The sequence below is a fragment of the Pseudomonas edaphica genome, assembly GCF_005863185.1.
GTDB classification, from domain to species: domain Bacteria; phylum Pseudomonadota; class Gammaproteobacteria; order Pseudomonadales; family Pseudomonadaceae; genus Aquipseudomonas; species Aquipseudomonas edaphica.
The window spans coordinates 1-21,165 of the sequence record NZ_VBVZ01000032.1 but is presented as its reverse complement, the minus strand read 5'-3'; the positions used below and the strand labels follow the sequence as shown (position 1 = coordinate 21,165).

The following is a 21,165-nucleotide window of genomic DNA, read 5'->3' as shown; positions in this document are numbered from 1 at the left end:
CCCTACAGCCCCAACGACAAACCGGCCAGCGAAGATCACACCTATGAACTGTTCGACGACCAGCAAAGCGCCCTCGCCCCGCCCAACGGTCAAGGGCAATACATGGCGCTGCGTTTTGATCAGGCATTGCGTGGGCTCAAGGTCGGCGCGCCGGTGGAATTTCTTGGGGTCGAGTTCGGCAAAGTGGTGTCGATCAACCTGGACTTCGATGCCAAAAAACGCAGTTTCCCGATCAACGTCGGCATCGTGATTTACCCGCAATTGCTCGGCGAAGCCAACACCAAGCTGCTCAAGGCCACCAACCATGACCCTAACGATGAAGCAGGCGGCGTGCGCCTGATCGGCACCTTTATCGAAAACGGCCTGCGCGCTCAGGCCCGCAGCGGCAACCTGCTGACCGGCCAGCTGTACATCGCCCTGGATTTTTTCCCGAAAGCCGACAAAGTCACGTTTGACCCGAACCTGCGCCCGGTCAACATTCCGACCATCCCCGGCAATCTGGAACAGTTGCAGGAGAAACTCGAAGGCATCGTCAACAAGGTCAACCAACTGCCGATGGAGCGCATCGCCGGCAACCTCGACGGCAGCCTGGTTGAGCTGCGCAAAAGCCTTGCCCAGTTCAACGCCAAGACCCTGCCTGGCGTGCAGAGCACCCTGGGTGACGTGAGCAAGACCTTGCAGTCGGCCAACTCAACCCTGGCCGAAGACTCGCCGCAGCGTGAACAACTGACCCAGACCCTGGATGAACTGGCACGCATGTCGCGCTCCTTGCGCGAACTGTCGGACTACCTGGGCCGGCATCCGGAATCGCTGATCCGCGGTCGCCCTGACAACGCCGCGCCAACAGACCTGCAAGGGCCGCCGCGCAAATGACCATTGGAGCCGCCATGACCTTTCCCTTGAAACTTACCCTGGTCGCCGCGCTGGTGCTGCTCGCGGCCTGTCGCAGTGAGCCGATTGCGTTCCACACTCTCACCCCGGTGCACTGGAATAACAGCACTCAGGCACAGGCCAGCGATATCCGCATTGAAAGCATCAGCGTGCCGCCCCAGGTCGACCGCGCACAAATCGTGATTCGCCAGGGCGACAGTGGCGTGGCGATCCTTGAAACCCAATGGTGGGCCGCAACCCTGGCCGATGAGCTGAAAAGCGCGCTGGTGGATCAACTGGCCAACAGTCACGCCCGGCAGCCCCTGTCGTTGCGCCTTGAAGTGCAGCGATTTGACTCGGTGCCGGGCCAGTACGCGCTGCTCGATGTGCGCTGGCGCCTGCGGTCCACAAGCGGGGGAGATGCCGCACCGCTGACTTGCCGCACCACCTTGCAGACACCCGCAGGCCCGAGCATTGACGACCTGGTGGTGGCGCATCAGAACAACCTCAAGCGTTTTGCCGCGTTGGTCAGCAAAACCGCCGACACGTCGCTGAAAGCGTGCCCGACTGCGCCGTAGCGAGACAGTCAGATCAGTGTGGGAGCTGGCTTGCCTGCGATAGCATCACCTAAGTTTGACTGATAGACCGAGGTGCCTGCATCGCAGGCAAGCCAGCTCCCACGTAAGCCAGCTCCCACACACACCAGCTTCTACAGGAAAGCTGGCCCATTATCAGGCCAGTAGCCCCATCGACTTGGCACGGGCCACCGCTTGAGTCCGGCGCTCTACACCCAGTTTGCTGTTGATATGGCTGGCGTGGGTTTTCACCGTGTGCAGGGAGATAAACAACTGATTGCTGATTTCCTGGTTCGAACACCCCTGGGCGATCAGTTGCAGCACCGCCAGTTCGCGGACGCTGAGGGTTTCCTGGCCGGACGGTACTTGGGCGTCAGCTACAACCGGCAACAGCACCAACAAACTCTGGTTCAGCAAGCCATGAGCCTCCCGGCCAAGCTGCTCACGCATCCAGTCCGGATAACTCTCCAGCAGCCGCTGAAAGGGTTGCAACGCCCCACCGGCGCCCGCCTCAAGGGCGCGGGCCAATACTTGCCGGGCCTGGTCTTGCTGCCCACACTCCAGCAGCAACTGCACCTGCTGGGTCAGGGCCATTAGGGCAATCATTTGCCGCCCACTGTTATGCGCTTGCTGAGCCAGCTCCTCGAGGCGTTGCAACGCGGCGGCCGGCTGATGACGGGTGGCGTCCAGCGCAGCCTGTTGCAGCTCGATATGTTGTGGCAAGTGCGGGTGAAATTCCGGCGCTGCTGCTGCGTGTTCACCGTTGTAGGTTTGCCCCAGCCGGGTCAACCAGGCATCTGCCAAGTCAGTGCGGCCTTGAGCCAGCCACAGCTCGCATTTGATCAGGGTGATCATCGCCAGGTAGTAGATCGGCGGCACATCCCAGATGTGCATCAAGCGCTCAGCTTCGGCAAGCTCGGCAAACGCTGTGGGAAAGTCCCCACGGCGCCCTTCAAAGCTGGCAATTACACAATGCCCGATCAGCACGCTGATATCCCGGCAGGCGCGGGCTTCGTTCAGACCCGCGCGTAAACGGACAAGGCCGGCCTCGGGCTGATAGCGCACCAGCAGCAGATAGCCCTCGTACAGCGACAACCGCGCGCGCACCGCGTACAGCCGCTGCGGCGCCAAGCCATGCAGACGTTGCAGCCCCTGGCGCACTTCGTCCAGGGAACGCAGGATTTCGCCCCGCGCCTGCAACACCCGCGCGCGATCGTAATGGGCCAACGCCTCGAACAGCGGGTTACCGACGCGCTGCGCCAGCTCCAGGGATTCGCGATTCAGGCCACGGGCACGCCACAAGTCGGCATCGACGATGGCCAGGTTGGACAAGGTCGACAGGCACATCAGGCGTTGGCCATAACGTTTTTGCGGCAAGCTTTCCAACGCTTCGCTGCAGTAGCGCAACGTCAACTCACGATCACCTCGGCCACGGGCGATAATCCCGCTCAGCGCCAACCATTGGGCCAGCATCGACTTTTGCGCAGTGGCCGACGGCGCCGGCAGGAAGCGGCTGAGGTAACCGGACAGTTCCTCGGCCGCATCCAGTTGGCAGGCCAGCCCCAATGCCCAGCTGTAGAGCACGATCAAACGCGGCGTGCTGATCAGCAGGCTGTCGGGCAAGTCCATCTTCCAGCGCAGCAGCATGCCGACGTTCTGCTCGGCCAGCAGTTGCTCCTCCGACAGGTTCTGCACCAGGTTCGCCGCCACATCCAGGTGACCGGCGCGCAATGCCTGTTCCACCGCCTCATCGATCAAGCCCTGGGTGTTGAACCAGCGGCAGGCACGCAGGTGCAGGCTGGCAATCGGCACGGTGGCACTGCTTGCACGGCGGGTACGCAGCAGGTCGGAAAACAGATGGTGGTAGCGATACCAGTGGCCCTGCTCATCGAGCGGCACCAGAAACACTTGGTGGGCCTGTAAATAACCGAGGATATGCGCGCTGTCGTGGGCTTCGCGCACGGCGTCGCACAGCTCACTGCAAAAACGATCCTGAGGCGCAGTGTCGTAGAGGAAGGCTTGAACTTCTGCTGGCAGGCAATCAATGACTTCTTCGAGCAAGTAGTCGCGGATCAGCCCTTCGCCACCGTGCAAATGTTGTGGCAACGCGGCCTCATTGCCGGCTTCGGAAAGGGCCAGCAACCAGAAGCGCAGGCCAGCCACCCAGCCCTCGCTGCGACGAATCAGGTTGTCCAGGGCTTCGCCGCGCAACGAGCTGCTGTGCCTATCGAGTACGGCCAGCGATTCGTCGTGGGTCAGGCGCAGGTCTTGTTCGTGCAGCTCCAGCAGGTGGCGCGAGAGTCGCAGCCGCGCCAGGTGCCAGTCCGGGCGCTGGCGGCTGGTGACCAAAACCAGCAGCCCATCGGGTAAATGATTGAGGAAAAATTGCAGGCAGCGTTCCAGCACCGGGCCTTGGGCCAGATGGTAGTCATCCAGCACCAGCAGCAAGGGCGCATGTGTAGACAGGTGCAGCGTCAGCTCGTCGAGCAAGCCGTCGAGCCATTCTTCAAAGGCAAAGGGTTGGTGACGCTGACGCATTTTCAGCAGGCCCAGGGATTGGGCGCCGAGTTGCGGGAAGTATTGCTGCAAGCCGTCGAGCAAGCGCTCAAGGAAGCGGCCGGGGTCGTTATCCCGTGGGCTCAGGCCCAGCCACAGGCTTTGCCAATGCGCCGGCAGACTCTGACAAAACTCCACCGCCAACGAACTCTTGCCGAACCCGGCCGGGGCGCTCACCAGCAACAGTCGTCCCGCAAGGCCAGCACTCAGGCGTTCGCACAGGCGAGGGCGCAGCACGTAGCCGTCAGGCAGCGGTGGCCTGTAGAAACGCGCTTCCAGGGTCGGAATCACCGCGCTCGCAGGCCCTTGGATTCGGGACAGATCAGTCATCGCCGGGCTCTTGTAGAAGGCTGTTGTCGGCATTGCAGATGTCCGCAGACTAGCGGTAAAAGCGGCGGGTTTGTAGATCTTTGCGGCATTTGCCTGAAAAAGAACTGCGACAAAAAATATCCCCACATAAAAAAGCCCCGAACCAGTCGGGGCTTCACGCTGAGGGTGCGGCCTCAGTTAAAGCAACTTAGCGAACCCCATCCTGGCGCAAGGCCGCCGGGGAGAAGTCTGCGGTGGAAGCGGTGAAACCGAAGTCATAGGCCTGCTTCTCTTCGTTCTTCATGCCCAGGGCCAGGTAGCGGCCGGACTGCAGGTCGTAGAGGGTTTCGATGGCGTACCACGGCACTTGCTTGTCGTAGTAGTTCTCGGCATGGGCTTCGGCGACGCGCCACAGTTGGCCACGACCGTCATAGTGGTCGATGACCGCCGCTTGCCAGGTGTCTTCGTCGATGAAGAAATCACGCTTGGCATAGATGTGGCGCTGGCCTTCCTTCAAGGTCGCAACCACGTGCCAGACGCGGCGCAGCTCGTAGCGAGCCAGGTCCTGGTTGATGTGGCCGGCCTTGATGATGTCGGCGTACTTGAGCTTCGGATCGTCGATCTTGTAGCTGTTGGAGGCAATGTAGATTTCTTTCTTGCCTTCGAGCTTCCAGTCGTAGCGATCCGGGGCACCGTTGTACATGTCGAGGTTGTCGGAGGTACGCAGGCCATCGGCGGCGGTACCTGGCCCGTCATAGGAGACTTGCGGCGCCCGGCGCACACGGCGCTGGCCGGCGTTGTAGACCCACGCCGAACGCGGCTCTTTCACCTGGTCCAGGGTTTCGTGCACCAGCAGCACGCCACCGGCCAGACGCGCCGGTGCAGTCACTTGCTGCTTGAAGTAGAACAGCACGTTGCCCGGGTTTTTCGGGTCGTAGTCCTTCATTTTGTCGCGGAACACGAACTGATCGCGGAAGTACACCAGGCTGAACGAGCCATTGGTTTGCGGCGTGGCCTGGGTTACCAGGCGGGTCACGCTGCCACCGCGATAGCGGGTGATGTGGTTCCAGATGACTTCCACGCCGCTTTTGGGAATCGGGAACGGAATCGCGGTTTCGAAGTTTTCCAGGCCGTTGCCGCCGGACACCAGGTTGGTGCTGGTGGCGTTCTTCTTGATCGAGGCAAACACATCGGCCGGCACGGTAGCGCCGCGATGGGTCGGGTAGACCGGCATCTTGAAAGTGTCCGGGTAGCGCTTGAACATCGCGTACTGCCCCGGCGCCAACTTGTCTTTGTACTGCTCGACGTTCTGCGCGGTGATGGTGAACTGCGGCTGTTCGCTGGCATACGGGTTGGCCAGGAAGCCACGGGCATCCACGGCGCCGGCGTTGGTAGGCAGCGGCGACCATTTAGGAATGGTGCCGGCCGCGTTACCGGCCATTTCAGCGCCCATCGGCGTCAGGGTCGTGCCCAACTTGGCGGCTTCATCCGCCGAGACTGCCGCCATGACGTTGCTCGCCAGGATCGACAGCCCAAGCACACCCACGTGCAACAGACTTTTAGTTATTTTCATGTTCTGGTTCTTCCTGAAAACAGACTGCTTAAAGAGGTTGTGCTTAGAAGTTCACGCCGGCGCTCAGCGCGATGAAGTCACGGTCATCCACGGTGGTGAACTTGCCACCAAAGAAGTTGGTGTAGTTGAGGCTGACGGTGTAGGTGTTCTGGTACTCGGCATCCACACCCAGGCTGACGGCCTTGCGACCTTCTTCAAAGTTGCCGCCAGGGCCAGGCGAATAACCTTTGACGTCATGGGACCAGGCCACGTTGGGCTTGAGGTTCACACCGGCAAACACATCCGGGTATTCCCAAATGGCCCGGGCGCGATAACCCCAGGACGTGGCGGTGGTGTAGCCGTCGTTGTTGCAATTGGTGTTCAGGCCGGACGCATTGGGCAGGCCTGCGCCGTTGGCTGTCGAATTGTTAAGCGCATTGCAGAAGCCGCCGGGTAGCGTGCCAGGGCCGAAGACCGGATCACGGCCATAACGTGCCTGGTTTTTGCTCTCCAGGCCGCCCACATGGGTCACGCCGATTTCGCCCACGGTTGTCAGGCGAGAAGCGCCCATGACCTGGTCGAAGAAGTGCGTGAAGGTGGTCTGGAACTGGGTCACTTCCTTACGGTTGTAGCCGTGCAGGTCCTGGCCCGGTGTGCCCTTGAGCACCGATGCATTGCCAAAGCCCGGAATCGGCGTGACGCCCGCGTACAGGATATCGGTGGTGCTCAGTTGCACCGGCGCGTTTGGCCGGTAGCTCAATTCACCACTCCAGGCGGTGCCGGTAGGCAGCGTGGTGGAGAAGCTCAAGCCGTAGAGGCGGATATCTTCCGGGTACTCAACAAAGTACTGGGAGCTGCCTGCCACGATCAACGGACGCAAAGCCGCCAGCGGCCCCAGCGGACGGGTGTAGGCCGAGTTTGGCGCGCCGGTGGCGCTGAAGATCGGCGCACGGCTGTGATAGTTCATGAAGTACGCACCGAACTCCGTGTCCAGCGGCTCGAAGTTGTAGTGCATGGCCACGCCGAACTGGCCGCTGTCGCGTGCATCACGGTCACCGCCGCGACGTACCAGCACACCTTCGTTGTTCACGTCCACGCCCAGGGCGTTAAGGGTGGGCAAGGCCGCGCCAGGGATGGTGGAGCGCTTGTTCAGCACCCGCAGGTTATTGCTGCAACCATCCGAGATGACGTCCGGCTGGGAGAAGAATGTGCCGCAGTTATCGGTGACGGTCTGGTCCCACTCCAGCTGATAAAACGCTTCGGCCGAGAGGTTATCGGTCAGCGTCTGCGAGACGTAGAACATGTTGACCGGAATCAACCCTTCCTTGATCTCGGCGCCCGGACGACGGAACGCGGACACGTCGATCGGGTTGATGGAGTTGATACCGCCACCAATGAAGGTGCTTTCACCCCAGCTCACTACCTGCTTGCCAAACCGCACGTTACCCGGCTGATCGGCGATGGTGTAGTTGTGGTAGATGAAGGCATCGAGGATCTGCCCACCGGAAGACTTGGCGCCCTCTTTGCGGTTGTTGTTGCTGACGTTCTTGAAGTCCAGGTCTTCGTTTTGCAGCGCGAAGTCATACCAGTACTTGCCACGCACAAAGATGCCGGTGTCGCCATATTTCAACTCAAGGTCATGGATACCCTTGAAGATCTTCGAGAAGGAGTCGCCCTTGTCGAAGTTCAAGTGGCCGTCATCGGAGGTCTGCGACAACCCCCTGCCACCGTTGTTGGCACCGATCAGGTCTTTATTGCGACCGGCAGTCGACCAGCTCGCCCCCACCGACAGGGATGAGTCGAAGCTGCCTTCGATTTCACCGATGTTGAAACTGACGCCGAATGCGGGCCCGGCGAGCGTAGAAGCGAGACTGACGGCCAGGGGCAGTCTTGCCCGGCGCCAGAACTGGTTTACTGAGGTCATCGACGCTACTCCATGTGCATTATTGTTATGGCAGTGAGTTCTTTCTTCTGGATGCATGTAACGGCCGGAATACAACGATCCCAATGCCGAACGGCAACCGGGCCCCCATGGCCCGCAGCGCAACATCCGTGAAAAACTCTGAGTGGGACTATAGCCAGCAGGGGGTAGCGCTTGATCCCTCTAAAGTGTGATTTGCATCACCAACCTGTCTGCCACAACCCTTTCGCCACGCCGACGAAGGCCGGCGCGGGAAGGATGGCTGAAAATTCTGAAATCACAAGTGAAGCCGCGAGTTAGAGCATTGCCGCGCCCGAACGGGCGCGGCGAAGGGGGTCAGAGCGTGGACAGGAACGTACTGTTGTTGGCCTGCCACTCGATGATGTCAACGCGGATACGTTTTTTGTCGAGTTTGCCGACACTGGTCTTGGGAATTTCAGTAACAACGGCGATCTGGCTTGGAATCGCCCACTTGCTCAAGTGCCCCAACTCCACGAACGGCTTGAGGTGCTCCTTAAGCTCTCGGGCACCTATCACATGGCCATCACGCACCACCAGCAACGCAAACGGGCGCTCGCCCCATTGCGGGTCGGCGATGCCCACCACCGCTACTTCGCGTACCGCCGGGTGACGGCTGACCAGATCTTCGAGGGCCAATGACGAAATCCACTCGCCGCCGGTCTTGATCACGTCCTTGATGCGGTCGCGAATATCGATCACGCCAAACGCGTCCAGGGTGGCCACGTCACCGGTGTGCATCCAGCCGCCTTCCCACAGTTCGGCGCCCTTTTGCGGCTCATTGAAATAACCTTCACTGAGCCACGGCGCACGCAGCACCAGTTCACCCTGGGACTCGCCGTCGGCGGGCAAAAAGTTGCCGTCGCCGTCGATAATTGCCGCTTCCACCAACGGCCCGGGCACGCCGGCCTTGATGCGGTAGGTGGTGCGCTCGTCTTCGGTGCCGGCCATCAACTCTTCGTTGAGATGGGCGCAGGACACCAGCGGCCCGGTTTCGGACATGCCATACGCGGCCGTCAGCTGAATGCCCCGCGCCTTGGACGCTTCATACAACGTGCGGTTGAGCGCGCTGCCGCCGATGACGATTTTCCAGCCGCCAAAATCCACGTTTTGGGCGGCCTTGGCGTTGAGCACCATTTGCAGGATGGTCGGCACACAGTGGGAGAAGGTGACCTTTTCTTTGCGCCACAGCTCCACCAGGTATTCCGGGTCGTAACGGCCGGGGTAGACCTGCTTCAAACCGAGCATGGTTGCCACATACGGCAAGCCCCAGGCGTGGACGTGGAACATCGGTGTGATCGGCATGTACACGTCGTTGGTGCCCAGCAGGCGCACGCTGTCGACACTGCCCATGATGGTGGCCACGCCCATGGTGTGCAGCACCAACTGGCGATGGGTGAAGTACACACCCTTGGGGTTGCCGGTGGTGCCGGTGGTGTAGAAGGTGGTGGCGACGGAGTTTTCGTCGAAGTCCTGGAAGTCGTACTTGGGGCTGGCGGCCGCCAGCAGGGTTTCGTACTCGCCGACCAGGTTCGGCAACTCGGCAGTCTTGGCGTCAGCGTCGGTGAGCAGCAAGGTCTTGTCGACGGTGGTCAGGTGCCCGGCAATCGCCTGGTAGAGCCCCACGAACTCGCTGTTGACCAGCACAAAGCGGTCCTCGGCGTGATTCATGGTGTAGAGAATCTGTTCCGGCGACAGGCGCACGTTGATGGTGTGGATCACCGCGCCGATCATCGGGATGGCGAACATGCACTCCAGGTAACGGTGGCTGTCCCAGTCCATCACTGCCACGGTGTCACCGGCCTTGACCCCGGCTTGGGTCAGCACATTGGCCAGGCGCGCGACCCGCTCGATCAGGGTTGGGTAGGTGTAACGCAGCTTGTCGCGGTAGATGATTTCCCGGGTCTTCTCGTAACGCGCCCCGGACATCAACAGGCGTTTGATCAACAACGGGTATTGGTAAGCGCCTTCGGCGGGCGGGATAACACGGGTCTGCAACATACGAATCCCTTATCTGACTGCACGGTCTTGGCTAAGACCTGCACTGTAGAGCGCTAATGTTTCAGCCAAATCAGCCAAAGGAATGATTTGCAGCGGCCAATGAATGCTAGCTTTGCGCCACTACTGGAGCCTTATAGCGATTCCCTGTGGGAGCTGGCTTGCCTGCGATAGCGTCGCCTCGGTGCAACTGATACACCGAGGCGCCTGCATCGCGGGCAAGCCCGGCTCCCACAGTGGCCGTGTGTTACCCGTGTGGCTTTATTTCATGCTGGTAAACGCCAACTTCACACCAATGGCAATCAGCACCGCGCCCATGGTCCGATCAAACCAATGCCCCATCCGCGCAAACCCGGCGCGCACGCGCTGCTGGCTGAACAGCATGGCCACCAGGCAGAACCACAACGCCGTCGCCACTGCCAGGTACACACCGTAACCAGCCTGGATCGCCAGTGGCGTGTGCGGATTGATCACCACCGTGAACAGCGACAGGAAGAACAGCGTGGCCTTCGGGTTCAAGCCATTGGTGACGAACCCTGCGGTAAACGCCCCGCGTGGGGTGCGCTCGCCGACTTCACGGTGCAACTCGCCCTCGGCGGGCGGCTTGGCCGGCTGCGCGCGCAAAGCCTTGAAGCCGATGTACAGCAGGTACGCAGCGGCGGCCCACTTCAGCGCGTTGAACAGCACAATGGACTGCGACACGATCAAGCCGATGCCCAGCAGCGAGTACCCCACGTGCAGGAAAATCGCCGAGCCCACGCCCAGCGCAGTCCAGGTGCCGGCGCGACGGCCATGGGTAACACTTTCACGCACCACCACGGCGAAATCCGGGCCGGGGCTGGCCACTGCCAACAAGTGAATCAGGGCTACGGTCAAAAACTCGGCGACGTACATGCTCACTCCATTAAGTAACTGATTATTTCATCTGATAGGCTCGGCAGATTACGCCTTCGAACCTCGTCGCAAAAGGTACAGTTGAGAATGAACAATCGCCGCGCCGTCTTCCTTGATCACCCGTCCCTGGACCTGGGCGACCTCGACCTCAGCGAGCTGCGCAACAGCTTCAGTGATTTGCAGCTGTTCACCGACACCACGCCACAGAATGTGCTTGAACGCGTGCAAGGCGCCCAGGTGGTGATCAGTAACAAGATCCCCCTCAACGCGCAAACCCTGGCGGCCTGCCCTGAGCTCAAGCTGATCCTGGTGTCGGCCACCGGCACCAACAACATCGACCTCGACGCCGCCCGCGCACACGGCATTACCGTGAGTAATTGCCACGGCTACGGCACGCCATCGGTGGCGCAACACACGATCATGCTGCTGCTCAACCTGGCGACGCGTCTGAAGGACTATCAACAGGATGTAACGGCAGGCAAATGGCAACAGGCCAAGCAGTTCTGCCTGCTGGACTACCCGATTGTCGAGCTGGAAGGCAAAACCCTCGGCCTGCTCGGCCATGGTGAACTGGGCGGCGCGGTGGCACGCCTGGCCGAAGCTTTTGGCATGCGCGTGGTGCTCGGCGCCATTCCCGGGCGCCCTGCCCGCGCCGACCGCGTGCCGCTGGATGAGTTGCTCGCACAGGTCGACGCGCTGACCTTGCACTGCCCGCTCAATGAACACACTCGCGACTTTATCGGCACCCGTGAACTGGCACTGCTCAAGCCGGGCGCGTTTATCGTCAACACCGCGCGTGGTGGTTTGATCAACGAACAGGCGCTGGCAGATGCCTTGCGCAGCGGCCATTTGGGCGGCGCGGCCACCGACGTGCTGAGCGTGGAACCACCCGTGAATGGCAACCCGTTGCTGGCCGGCGACATTCCCCGCTTGATCGTCACCCCGCACAACGCCTGGGGCAGTCGCGAAGCGCGCCAGCGTATCGTCGGCCAACTGGCCGAAAACGCCCGAGGCTTTTTCAGCGGTGCCCCGCTGCGCGTCGTCAGTTGATAAACTGCGCCCCTTTTCAAGGAGCAGACTATGGATCCGCGCAGTGAAGTACTGCTTCGTCAGGCCGAACTTTTTCAAGGCAACCTGCTGCTGGTAGGTTTGCCCGCTGACGACTTGCTCGGCCGACTGCCCAATGCCCACGGCTGGAGCTGGCATGCCGGCGATCAGGCCGCACTGGATGCGCGCTTTCCCGAGCGCAGCCAGTTCGGCGTGAACGTGCCCGAACGCGGGTTTGATGCGGCAGTGATTTTCCTTCCAAAATCCAAAGACCTCACCGACTACCTGCTCAACGCCGTGGCCGCACGCTTGCCCGGCGCCGAGCTGTTTTTGGTCGGGGAGAAAAAGGGCGGCATCGAAAGTGCCGCCAAGCAGATGATTCCGTACGGCAAGCCGCGCAAGCTCGACAACGCGCGGCATTGCCAACTTTGGCAAGTCACCGTGGCCAACGCCCCGCAAGCGGTCGAGCTGGAAAGCCTGGCGCAAGTCTTCGAGGTGCCGCTGGCCGAAGGGCCGCTGAAGGTGGTGAGCCTGCCCGGCGTGTTCAGCCATGGTCGGCTGGATCGCGGCACCGAGCTGCTGCTGGAGCACCTGGATAAGCTACCGAGCGGGCATCTGCTCGACTTTGGTTGCGGCGCCGGCGTGCTCGGGGCTGCGGTCAAGCGCCGTTACCCGCATAACAGCGTGACGATGCTCGATGTGGACGCCTTCGCCGCCGCCAGCAGCCGCCTGACTCTGGCGGCCAACGGTCTGGAAGCCGAGGTGTTGACCGGTGACGGTATCGACGCCGCGCCGATGGGTTTGAACGCGATTTTAAGCAACCCGCCGTTCCATGTCGGTGTACATACGGATTATTTCGCTACGGAAAACCTGCTGCGAAAAGCGGCGAAACACCTGGCAAAAGGTGGCGAACTTCGCTTGGTCGCCAACAGTTTCCTCAAGTATCAACCGCTGATCGAAGAGCACTTGGGCGTGTGTGCGATCAAGGCCGAGGGCAATGGTTTTCGCATTTACCGTGCCAAACGCGGCTGAGGGCGATTTGAAAAAGAACGCTTGCCGAATGGGTTTTGCCTAGGCAGAATCCGCTCCGTCCTAGGGGAGTAGTCTCCCACGAGCGCCATGCTCGTCCGGCATACGTCAACATACTTGGTCAACAGACCATGGCGTATGCGACCCAGGAGTCCGCACAGACGGACCGGGGTTTGACAAGACCTATGACACGCACACCTTACCCGGGGCGGGAAGGCTGTACGTGTCATAGCCGTGTCGGCCCGCCCCTGGAAACCTACCTGATGCTGGATTCATTACTCGTTCCTACCGCAATCGTTGCCTTGGCCGAAATCGGCGACAAGACGCAACTGCTCGCGCTCATCCTTGCCGCACGCTTTCGCAAACCCTGGCCGATCATCGCCGGCATTGTCGCCGCGACCCTGGCCAACCATGCGGCCGCCGGTGCCGTGGGGGCCTGGTTCGGCAGTTTCTTCTCGGATGCGGTGTTGCACTGGATCCTCGCAGCGAGCTTCTGTGCCACCGCGCTGTGGACTTTGGTGCCGGACAAACTCGACGATGACGAAGCCAGTACCACGCGCAAGTTCGGGCCGTTCCTGACCACGCTGATTGCGTTCTTCCTCGCCGAAATCGGTGACAAGACCCAGATCGCCACGGTGATGCTGGCGGCGCAGTACCCGGAGTTGTGGCTGGTGATTATCGGCACCACGCTGGGCATGCTGATTGCCAACGTGCCGGTGGTATTGGCGGGGAATTTTGCGGCGGAAAAACTGCCGCTGACTTTGATTCGTCGACTGGCGGCTACGGCGTTTTTCGTCCTGGCGGTGGTGGCGGTGTACAAGGCCATGCAAAGCAGCGGCTGGATCTAAACTCGATGTAAACCTGTGGGAGCTGGCTTGCCTGCGATGGCATCACCTCGGTACACCTTACAAACCGAGTCGCCTGCATCGCGGGCAAGCCCGGCTCCCACACTGGACCGCGTTAACTCAGGACTTTTTGGCCTGCTGGTACAGCGGCATCACCTTCGGAATCGCCGCCTGCAACGAGGCGATTCGGCTGTCGGAGGCCGGGTGAGTGCTCATGAACTCCGGTGTCCCGCCCTGGGAAGCCTTGGCCATCTTGTTCCACAAGGTGATCGCGGCATTCGGGTTGTAGCCGGCGCGGGCCGAAAGCTCCAGGCCGATCAAGTCGGCTTCATTCTCGTTGCCGCGACTGTTGGGCAACGTCAGGCCGTATTTAACGGCAGCATCACCAATCGCCATACTGTCTTGGCCCAACCCCAACAAGGCTGAGGCGCCCTGCTTGGCCATTTCGATACCGTACGCTTTGGACATGGCCTCACGACTGTGCTCGCGCAAGGCGTGGGCGATTTCATGCCCCATCACCGCCGCCAACTCGTCATCGGTCAATTTGAGGTCGTCGATCAGCGCGCTGTATACGAATATCTTGCCGCCTGGCCCGCAGTTAGCGTTGATCTCGTCGCTTTTGATCAGGTTCACTTCCCATTGCCACTGCGCCGCGTCCGGGCGGAACGCCGGTACTTGCACGATCAAACGCTTGGCAATCGCCTGCACGCGCTTGGCGTTGGCACTCGTCTTGTCGACGACACCTTTGCTGCTCGCCTCGCCCAAGGTCTTTTGATAGGACTGGGCATACATCTGGTCGACTTCCTGACTCGACAACAGGCTGTACATGTATTGCTTGCGCTCAACGCCAACGGCACCGCCACTGGTGGTGTTGACCACCTGGCAACCGGCCAGCAGCATCGCTGCACTGAGTACACTTACCACCAATGACTTTTTCATGACGCTCTCCCTGAAATCCTGGCGCGTATCCTAGGCGGTCATGTGTATCTGCGCCAGATACACACGACGTGTAACCACTAACTTTCAGATACATCCCACACACCCACAGCGGCGGCGAACTGCGCGTTTGCGACATCTCGCACTATTTCGCCCGCCAAGCCTTAAGCCTCCAGTGCCCATGGCCGATACAAAAAGGCAGCCCACCTGCCCTGCGCCTGGAGCCTCCATGAAATTCAAGTCGATTCAGTTTTCTGTCGCCGCATTGACCGGGGCCATCGTGCTGAGTGTGGTCGCAGTGCTGGTGCTCTATGCAGTGTTTGCCGGTGCCCGCACCCAGGAGCTGGTGCAGGAGCGAACCCAGGCGCAATTTGATCAGATCATCGAGCAGCGCCTCACCGCTTTGGCGCAAACCCAGGCCACGCTGATTCAGCGCGAACTGGAGGCACCACTGGTGACCGCCAAAGGCCTGGCCACCGCCAATGCCCTGCTGGCGATGAAAGACGCCAAGGGCGAACCCGCGCTGCAGGTCGGCCGCGAGCAATTGATCAACCTGCTGCATGAAACCGTGGTGCGCAACCCGAAAATCCTCGGCGCCTACATCGGCTGGGAGCCCAATGCCATCGACCATAACGACGCTGCCTACGTGAACACCACGATTGTCGGCATGGGCACCGACGGCCGTTTCCTGCCGTGGTGGTACCGCAACGCCGATGGCAGCCTGGGCCTGGATAAGCTCGCTGACGTCAACGATCAGAAGATCCTGTCCACCGGCGTGCGCGCCAGTGAGTACTACCTGTGCTCCAAAGAGAGCAAGAAGCCCTGCGCCATCGACCCGGCGCCTTATAAAGTCGGGAATGCGATGGTGATGCTCGCCTCGTTTATCGAACCGATCATGGTCGACGGCACGTTCCAGGGCATCGTCGGCGCCGACCTGTCGGTGAACTTCATCCAGGACATGCTCACCCGCGCCGACCAGAACCTGTACAACGGCGCCGGCGAACTGGCGCTGATCTCCAGCAACGGTCGCCTGGTGGCCTATACCAAGGACGCCAGCAAGCTTGGCGAAAAAGCCAGCGACCTGCTCGACAGCAACGAGCTGGCCAACCTCGGCCAGTTGAAAGTCGGCGAAGTGCGCTACGACATCGACAAGGAGCACGGGCATATCGAGCTGTTCCTGCCCTTCAACATCGGTCAGGCCGAAGCGCGCTGGACCTTGATGCTGCAACTGCCGCTGAGTGCGGTAATGGCCGACTCGCAGAAGCTGCAAGGCGACCTGCAAGCCCAGCGCAAGACCGACACCTTCGGCATGGCCATGGTCGGCCTGTTGATCGCCGGTATCGGTTTGCTGGTGATCTGGCTGGTGGGCCATGGCATCGCCCGCCCGCTCAAGCAAATGGTGGCCATGCTCAACGATATCGCCCAGGGCGAAGGCGACCTTACCCGCCGCCTCACCAGTGATCGCTCCGATGAGCTGGGCGCGATTGCCAACGGCTTTAATACCTTCCTGATCAAGTTGCAGGGCATGATCACTCAGGTCGTGAGTTCGGTGCAGAAGGTCAGCGACTCGTCGGAACACACCGCCGACATCGCGATTCGCACCAACCAGGGCGTGCATAAACAGATGGTCGAGATCGACCAGGTGGCCACCGCTGTGCACGAAATGACCGCCACTGCGCAAGACGTGGCACGCAACGCCACCCAGGCCGCGCAAGCCGCCAGCCATGCCGACCAGGCCGCAAGCCAAGGCATGCGTATTGTGCGCGACACGTCCACTTCCATCGGCGCGCTGGCTGAAGAAATCGGCAAGGCGGTCGGTGTGGTGCAAACCCTGGCCAAGGACAGCGAAAATATCAACGCGATCCTCACGGCGATTCGCGGGATTGCCGAGCAGACCAACCTGCTGGCGCTCAACGCCGCCATCGAAGCGGCCCGCGCCGGTGAGCAAGGGCGTGGCTTTGCGGTGGTGGCCGATGAGGTGCGCAACCTGGCGCAGAAAACCCAAAAAGCCACCGAAGAAATCCAGACCATGATCCAGCAGCTGCAACAAGGCACGCGGGATGTGGTTCGGGTGATGGAAGACAGCCAGCACCGTACCGACGAAAGCGTGCAGCACGCGGCGAAGGCGGCCGAAGCGCTGGAGACCATTACCCAGGCGGTGTCGGTGATCAACGACATGAACACACAGATCGCCAGCGCAGCCGAAGAGCAGAGCGCCGTGGCCGAGGACATCAATCGCAATGTGATCAATATCGGCCAGGTGGCCAATGAGGTGGCGGGCGGTGCGGATGAGTCCAGCGCAGCGAGTGCGGATCTGACCAAGTTGGCGGAGCAGCAGCGGCGGTTGATCAATCAGTTCAAGGTTTAAGGTTTTCGTAGGTTTTAAGGCTGCTATCGCAGGCAAGCCAGCTCCCACATGTTGAATGTATTCACAAATTCAAATGTGGGAGCTGGCTTGCCTGCGATGAGGCCAGCAAAGCCAACCTCAACCTGGGGTCAGACACTCCGGCCCATTCAACTTCGGATCATTGACCATATTGGCCAACACCCGCTCGCGCAACGCGGCAGGCTCGCTGGCCAACAAGCCCTGCAACACGTGCAGCGGCGTCTCAGGATTCAACCACGCCTCTTGCCCTGCCGCATCCAGAATCAACGGCCGCCGCTGACTCTGTGCGGCCTGGGTCACCACCGCCGTACTCAGCCACACCTGCTCCTGCACCGGATACGCTTCCCAGATCGCCGCAAAAAACAGTGTCGAGCCTTCACCCGGCGTCAGCCAATACGGGCGTTTGCGCTGGGTGCCGCGCCATTCGTAGAAACCGTTGGCCGGCAGCAAACAGCGGCGCTGACGCAAGGCTTCGCGAAACATCGGTTGTTCGGCCAGGGTTTCGGCGCGCGCGTGGGCTGGCGTGCGCGAAAGGTCGGTGAGCCACGGTGGCGTGAGGCCCCAGCGCGCACGGGCCAGGGTGCGCTGGCCTTCGCTCAGGCGCTGGATCAGCACCGAATCATTCGGGGAGATGTTCCACTGGGCCTGCTGGTCGGCCGGGAAGCCCGGCAAGGCAGCAAAGGAAGGGTTCCAGCGAAACAGGGCATAACGTCCACACATGGGGCAACACGACTCTTGGGGTAAACCGACCGACAGCCTAACAGACCAACACGTCGGGGAAGCTGTCGGGTTCATCGCCGGGCATGGGTTGCGCGCCGTTATAGGCCGTAATCAATTCGCGGGCGTAGGCGGCCTGGTCGTTGTCGACTTCCAGGCCCAACAGGCCGAAGATCGGCAACTCGCCGGTCCCACCCAGCAAATGGCGCCCCACCAGGTGCGCCTCGATGCCTTCACTGGCAAGCATCTGTTGCAGCAGCTCGCCCTCCATCAGGTTTTCCGGTTCGTAGATTCGCTGCATGGGGTGTACCTGTTACTCGTTTTCGCTGCGCACGTTCAGCATCCATTCGTCATCATGCACCTGTAGCTCGAAAGTAATCGGCCGGCAGCACACCGGGCAATCCTCTATATATTGCTGATCGCCTCCCGACAGGTCCAGCAACGCCGTGACCACCTCTCCACAATAAGGACATTCGTACGACTCCTCTTCCATCGCGGTCTCCCAGGTGACTTGTGCGTATAATCGCCGGTCTATTTACAGGGCTATTCACGGCAGAGCCAATATTGCGGCCGCACCCTGATATTTCCTTTACTTACCCTAGCCGTTTCTAACAAGAGAGCATGATGGGCGAATTCGATACCATCCGACCTTACAACGACAGCGAAGTCCCGGCCGTGCTGGCGCGCCTGTTCAGTGACAAGGCCTTTCTGGACATCCTGACTCACTTTCGCTTCCCGCGCTTTGCCGGCGCCCTGGGCTGGCTGCTCAAGCCGATGATCGCCCGCAAACTGCGCCGTGAATTTGCCGGCGTCACCACCGTGGCCACGCTGCAGGACAAAGTCGAGTACTACGTCGATCACACCATAGATCGGGCGACCGACGGCGTGACTTATACCGGCGTCGAGCAGCTCAAGTCCGGCACCGCCTATCTGTTTCTGGCCAACCACCGCGATATCGTGATGGACCCGGCCTTCGTCAACTATGCCGTGTACCACGCCGGCCTGCCGACGCCACGCATCGCCATCGGCGACAACCTGCTGCAAAAGCCGTTTGTCAGCGACCTGATGCGCCTGAACAAGAGCTTTATCGTGCACCGCTCGATCACTGGGCGAAAGGAGAAGATGGCGGCGTATAACCTGCTGTCGGCCTATATCAACCACTCGATCCGCAACGACTGCCAGTCGATCTGGATCGCCCAGGCCGAAGGGCGAGCCAAGGATGGGGATGATCGCACCGAGTCGGCAATCCTCAAGATGTTCCACGTCAGCCGCAAGGACGAGCCGTTTGCCGAGGTGATCCAGTCGCTGAACCTGACGCCGGTGTCGATCAGCTATGAATACGACCCATGCGACAGCGCCAAGGCCCGCGAGCTGTACATCCGCGCCACCACCGGCACCTACAGCAAGGCGCCAGGTGAAGACGATGTGAGCATTGCGCTGGGCATTACCGGCTACAAGGGCCGCGTGCACGTGAACTTCGCACCGCCGATCACCGAACGCTTTGAAGACACCAAACTGTTGGCCGTAGAAATGGACCGCCAGATTCTCGGCGGTTATCGCCTGTTCCCGGTGCATTACCTGGCGTATGCGCAGTGGAGCGACGCCGACCCGCAATTGCAGGTGCCGGCGGCAGCCGAGGTGTTCCCGGCCGATGAGCTGGCCAAGGCCAAAGCGGAGTGGGAGCGGCGCTTGAATGAATGCCCGGTGGAACACCGGCCGTACTTGGTGACGCAGTATGCGACGCCGGTGAGGAATCAATACCGGGTCAAGGCCGGGATTCCTCTGTAAATACCAAACCAAAATGTGGGAGCGGGCTTGCCCGCGATGGCGGCGTGTCAGAACCGAATCTATCGACTGGCACACTGCTATCGCGGGCAAGCCAGCTCCCACATTTGTTTTGCGGTGGTTTTAGAGGTGGGTGCTGAGCCAGGACACGGCCAGCGCCAGGCCGAGGCAGGCAAACCCGACGCGGTAAGCCAGGCGATGCGACCGTTCGGTACGCACATCCAGAAACAACATCGGTTGGTCGATCGCGCGGTCTTCGCTTTGGGCGGTCAGGTCGGCCAGCGCTCGCTGCTCGCGCAGGCGGGTAATGAACAGCAGCGCTGCACCCGGGCAGGCCACCAATAAAGCCACAGCATTGATCAGCAGTGCGGGCAGCGCCATCGCAAACCTCGGTAGACGAGTGTCTTGGTATCAATTCAGATACAAACCTGAATGATATTGGCCTCCTGCCGCTGAAACGTTCCGTCCCCCATGTACGGTTAATGTATCCAGTAATTTACAGCGTCACCTGAACGTCACCTTAACAAGCCACTCTGTTGCCCTTCGAACGCTTGGGAGCTTGTCATGCTGCACGCACAAAACCAGGATCGGCTGTACCTGATGGCCCAGAACGATGAACAGGAAGCGCTGGTCGGCGGCCTCGCATTCAACGTCCAGGACCGCCACTGGCTGGTGTATTGCGCGCTCGGCGGGCACCAGCATGCCGACCTGCCGGAGCTGGACCTGCTCACTGGCGTGAGTGTGCTGGACTTTTATGTCGAAACGGCTGCATGAAGGCTACAGGCATAAAAAAACCGGGCTCATTGCTGAGCCCGGCGATGGGGGCGTTGCGCGCCCGCCTGACGGTTACTGCGCGTTGAGAAGCGAACCGATGCTCGGGTCTTTGAACAAGCGCGTCAGGGCATCACTCAACACATCGCTGACCAGCTTGGTGTTGGTTTCCTGGTTCGGCGACATACCGAAGCGCTGGTTCAGGGACGCGCCGTAGCGGCCACTGTAGCGGCGTGTGCCGGCACTGACGTCGGACTTGAAGGTCGCGCCGATGGAGGCTTCCGTCACATACAGGCCTTCTTTGGGCGACTGGTACTTGAGCTCAGCCAGGGTGATGGTCAACTGCGGCGCGCCCGGCGAGTTGGCCGGGGTGAAGCCCAGCAGGCGCACGGCGGCTTCAGCCTGGGCTTGCAGCTTGGGCAGCACGTCCTGGCCTTGTACAGAAATCAGCGCGGTCTCAGGGTACAGACCACCACGGGAACCCAGGGTTGGCGAAGGACGACCATCTACCACGCGCACCGATACCGGCTGGCCGTGGCCGACAGGCGCCAGTTGCGCCGTGACTTTAGGTTGCGGGCTGAGTTGTTGCGGGCTGTTGGCGCAGCCAACCAGGGTCAAACTGGTCACAGTGATCAAACCGAACAACAGGCGTTGCAACATACTCATTTCTCCAGGACTAGGTGCAAACAGGCCGCCAGTATAACGGCGCATGTGGGCCACTCACCAGCCATCCTGAACGGCAGCTGAAGGCGGGCTGAAATTACAATTTCGCATAATTTCGTCACTCCACTGTCATGGCACACTGGCAACCTTCAAGCATGTAACGTAACAGGTACAAAGCCATGCGCCTTCTTAAATCATTGTTCATGTCCCACCCCCGCCATCGCCACTACGCACGGCTCGATGCCAATGGCCATTGCGTGGCGTTCAAGCAGTGCAGCCTGCCACCAGTGGGG

At 60.8% G+C, this 21,165-nt stretch carries 19 protein-coding genes, 1 pseudogene and 1 riboswitch; of the genes and pseudogenes, 9 read left to right on the top strand and 11 right to left on the bottom strand.

Annotated features, from left to right (window positions below):
• Both FEM54_RS03760 and FEM54_RS03755 read left to right on the top strand, forming a co-directional pair.
• Window positions 1–873, top strand: an 873-nt coding sequence (locus FEM54_RS03760; protein WP_138449579.1) for an MlaD family protein, incomplete at its 5' end; no start/stop codon positions are given.
• Window positions 874–887: 14 nt separating this feature from the next.
• The gene (locus tag FEM54_RS03755) at window positions 888–1,448 is read left to right on the top strand and encodes a PqiC family protein (RefSeq protein ID WP_138449577.1); all 561 of its coding nucleotides are present in this window, start codon (window positions 888–890) and stop codon (window positions 1,446–1,448) included.
• A 153-nt stretch (window positions 1,449–1,601) separates the two neighbouring features.
• Here FEM54_RS03755 and FEM54_RS03750 read toward each other — a convergent pair whose 3' ends face one another.
• From FEM54_RS03750 to FEM54_RS03730, 5 genes are all read right to left on the bottom strand, one after another.
• A complete protein-coding gene (locus tag FEM54_RS03750; protein WP_138449575.1) occupies window positions 1,602–4,331 on the bottom strand; it encodes a winged helix-turn-helix domain-containing protein in 2,730 nt (909 codons plus the stop codon).
• A gap of 187 nt (window positions 4,332–4,518) precedes the next feature.
• Complete coding sequence (locus tag FEM54_RS03745) at window positions 4,519–5,883, bottom strand: DUF1329 domain-containing protein (protein WP_017138204.1); 1,365 nt, start codon at window positions 5,881–5,883, stop codon at window positions 4,519–4,521.
• Between the two features lie 43 nt (window positions 5,884–5,926).
• A complete protein-coding gene (locus tag FEM54_RS03740) occupies window positions 5,927–7,786 on the bottom strand; it encodes a DUF1302 domain-containing protein (protein WP_017138205.1) in 1,860 nt (619 codons plus the stop codon).
• A gap of 333 nt (window positions 7,787–8,119) precedes the next feature.
• A complete protein-coding gene (locus FEM54_RS03735) occupies window positions 8,120–9,802 on the bottom strand; it encodes a fatty acid--CoA ligase (protein WP_017138206.1) in 1,683 nt (560 codons plus the stop codon).
• A gap of 258 nt (window positions 9,803–10,060) precedes the next feature.
• Window positions 10,061–10,693 carry a LysE family translocator gene (locus FEM54_RS03730; RefSeq protein ID WP_056859000.1) on the bottom strand — a complete coding sequence of 211 codons (633 nt, stop codon included), beginning with the start codon at window positions 10,691–10,693 and terminating at the stop codon, window positions 10,061–10,063.
• An 87-nt stretch (window positions 10,694–10,780) separates the two neighbouring features.
• Here FEM54_RS03730 and FEM54_RS03725 point away from each other — a divergent pair, with 87 nt between their 5' ends.
• The 3 genes from FEM54_RS03725 to FEM54_RS03715 all read left to right on the top strand — a co-directional run bounded on the left by FEM54_RS03725 (window position 10,781) and on the right by FEM54_RS03715 (window position 13,617).
• A complete protein-coding gene (locus FEM54_RS03725) occupies window positions 10,781–11,743 on the top strand; it encodes a 2-hydroxyacid dehydrogenase (protein ID WP_138449571.1) in 963 nt (320 codons plus the stop codon).
• A gap of 30 nt (window positions 11,744–11,773) precedes the next feature.
• A complete protein-coding gene (locus FEM54_RS03720) occupies window positions 11,774–12,772 on the top strand; it encodes a class I SAM-dependent methyltransferase (protein WP_017138209.1) in 999 nt (332 codons plus the stop codon).
• A 50-nt stretch (window positions 12,773–12,822) separates the two neighbouring features.
• A riboswitch (yybP-ykoY riboswitch) is annotated at window positions 12,823–12,944 on the top strand.
• An 88-nt stretch (window positions 12,945–13,032) separates the two neighbouring features.
• Complete coding sequence (locus tag FEM54_RS03715; RefSeq protein WP_016974259.1) at window positions 13,033–13,617, top strand: TMEM165/GDT1 family protein; 585 nt, start codon at window positions 13,033–13,035, stop codon at window positions 13,615–13,617.
• A 117-nt stretch (window positions 13,618–13,734) separates the two neighbouring features.
• Here the strand turns inward: FEM54_RS03715 and FEM54_RS03710 are convergent, their stop codons facing one another.
• A complete protein-coding gene (locus FEM54_RS03710) occupies window positions 13,735–14,553 on the bottom strand; it encodes a M48 family metallopeptidase (RefSeq protein WP_017138210.1) in 819 nt (272 codons plus the stop codon).
• A gap of 40 nt (window positions 14,554–14,593) precedes the next feature.
• Between FEM54_RS03710 and FEM54_RS35050 the strand changes: the two are divergent.
• Both FEM54_RS35050 and FEM54_RS35045 read left to right on the top strand, forming a co-directional pair.
• Window positions 14,594–16,060, top strand: a pseudogene (locus FEM54_RS35050) (methyl-accepting chemotaxis protein); the annotation flags it as partial.
• A 15-nt stretch (window positions 16,061–16,075) separates the two neighbouring features.
• The gene (locus FEM54_RS35045) at window positions 16,076–16,918 is read left to right on the top strand and encodes a methyl-accepting chemotaxis protein (RefSeq protein WP_370589381.1); all 843 of its coding nucleotides are present in this window, start codon (window positions 16,076–16,078) and stop codon (window positions 16,916–16,918) included.
• Between the two features lie 117 nt (window positions 16,919–17,035).
• Here FEM54_RS35045 and FEM54_RS03700 read toward each other — a convergent pair whose 3' ends face one another.
• The 3 genes from FEM54_RS03700 to FEM54_RS03690 are packed head-to-tail and all read right to left on the bottom strand — an operon-like array spanning window position 17,036 to window position 18,146.
• Window positions 17,036–17,656 (bottom strand): SOS response-associated peptidase, encoded by a 621-nt coding sequence (locus FEM54_RS03700; protein WP_056859005.1) that lies wholly within the window; start codon window positions 17,654–17,656, stop codon window positions 17,036–17,038.
• Window positions 17,657–17,693: 37 nt separating this feature from the next.
• Complete coding sequence (locus FEM54_RS03695; RefSeq protein ID WP_017138212.1) at window positions 17,694–17,954, bottom strand: putative signal transducing protein; 261 nt, start codon at window positions 17,952–17,954, stop codon at window positions 17,694–17,696.
• A 12-nt stretch (window positions 17,955–17,966) separates the two neighbouring features.
• A complete protein-coding gene (locus FEM54_RS03690; RefSeq protein ID WP_017138213.1) occupies window positions 17,967–18,146 on the bottom strand; it encodes a CPXCG motif-containing cysteine-rich protein in 180 nt (59 codons plus the stop codon).
• A 131-nt stretch (window positions 18,147–18,277) separates the two neighbouring features.
• Between FEM54_RS03690 and FEM54_RS03685 the strand changes: the two genes are divergently transcribed.
• Complete coding sequence (locus FEM54_RS03685; protein WP_026013785.1) at window positions 18,278–19,441, top strand: 1-acyl-sn-glycerol-3-phosphate acyltransferase; 1,164 nt, start codon at window positions 18,278–18,280, stop codon at window positions 19,439–19,441.
• A gap of 120 nt (window positions 19,442–19,561) precedes the next feature.
• Here the strand turns inward: FEM54_RS03685 and FEM54_RS03680 are convergent, their stop codons facing one another.
• Window positions 19,562–19,819 carry a hypothetical protein gene (locus FEM54_RS03680; RefSeq protein WP_017138215.1) on the bottom strand — a complete coding sequence of 86 codons (258 nt, stop codon included), beginning with the start codon at window positions 19,817–19,819 and terminating at the stop codon, window positions 19,562–19,564.
• Between the two features lie 183 nt (window positions 19,820–20,002).
• Between FEM54_RS03680 and FEM54_RS03675 the strand changes: the two genes are divergently transcribed.
• The gene (locus tag FEM54_RS03675) at window positions 20,003–20,212 is read left to right on the top strand and encodes a hypothetical protein (protein ID WP_056859008.1); all 210 of its coding nucleotides are present in this window, start codon (window positions 20,003–20,005) and stop codon (window positions 20,210–20,212) included.
• Between the two features lie 72 nt (window positions 20,213–20,284).
• Here FEM54_RS03675 and FEM54_RS03670 read toward each other — a convergent pair whose 3' ends face one another.
• Window positions 20,285–20,869, bottom strand: coding sequence for a YajG family lipoprotein (locus FEM54_RS03670; RefSeq protein ID WP_017138217.1), 585 nt, complete (start codon window positions 20,867–20,869; stop codon window positions 20,285–20,287).
• Between the last annotated feature and the right edge of the window lie 296 nt (window positions 20,870–21,165).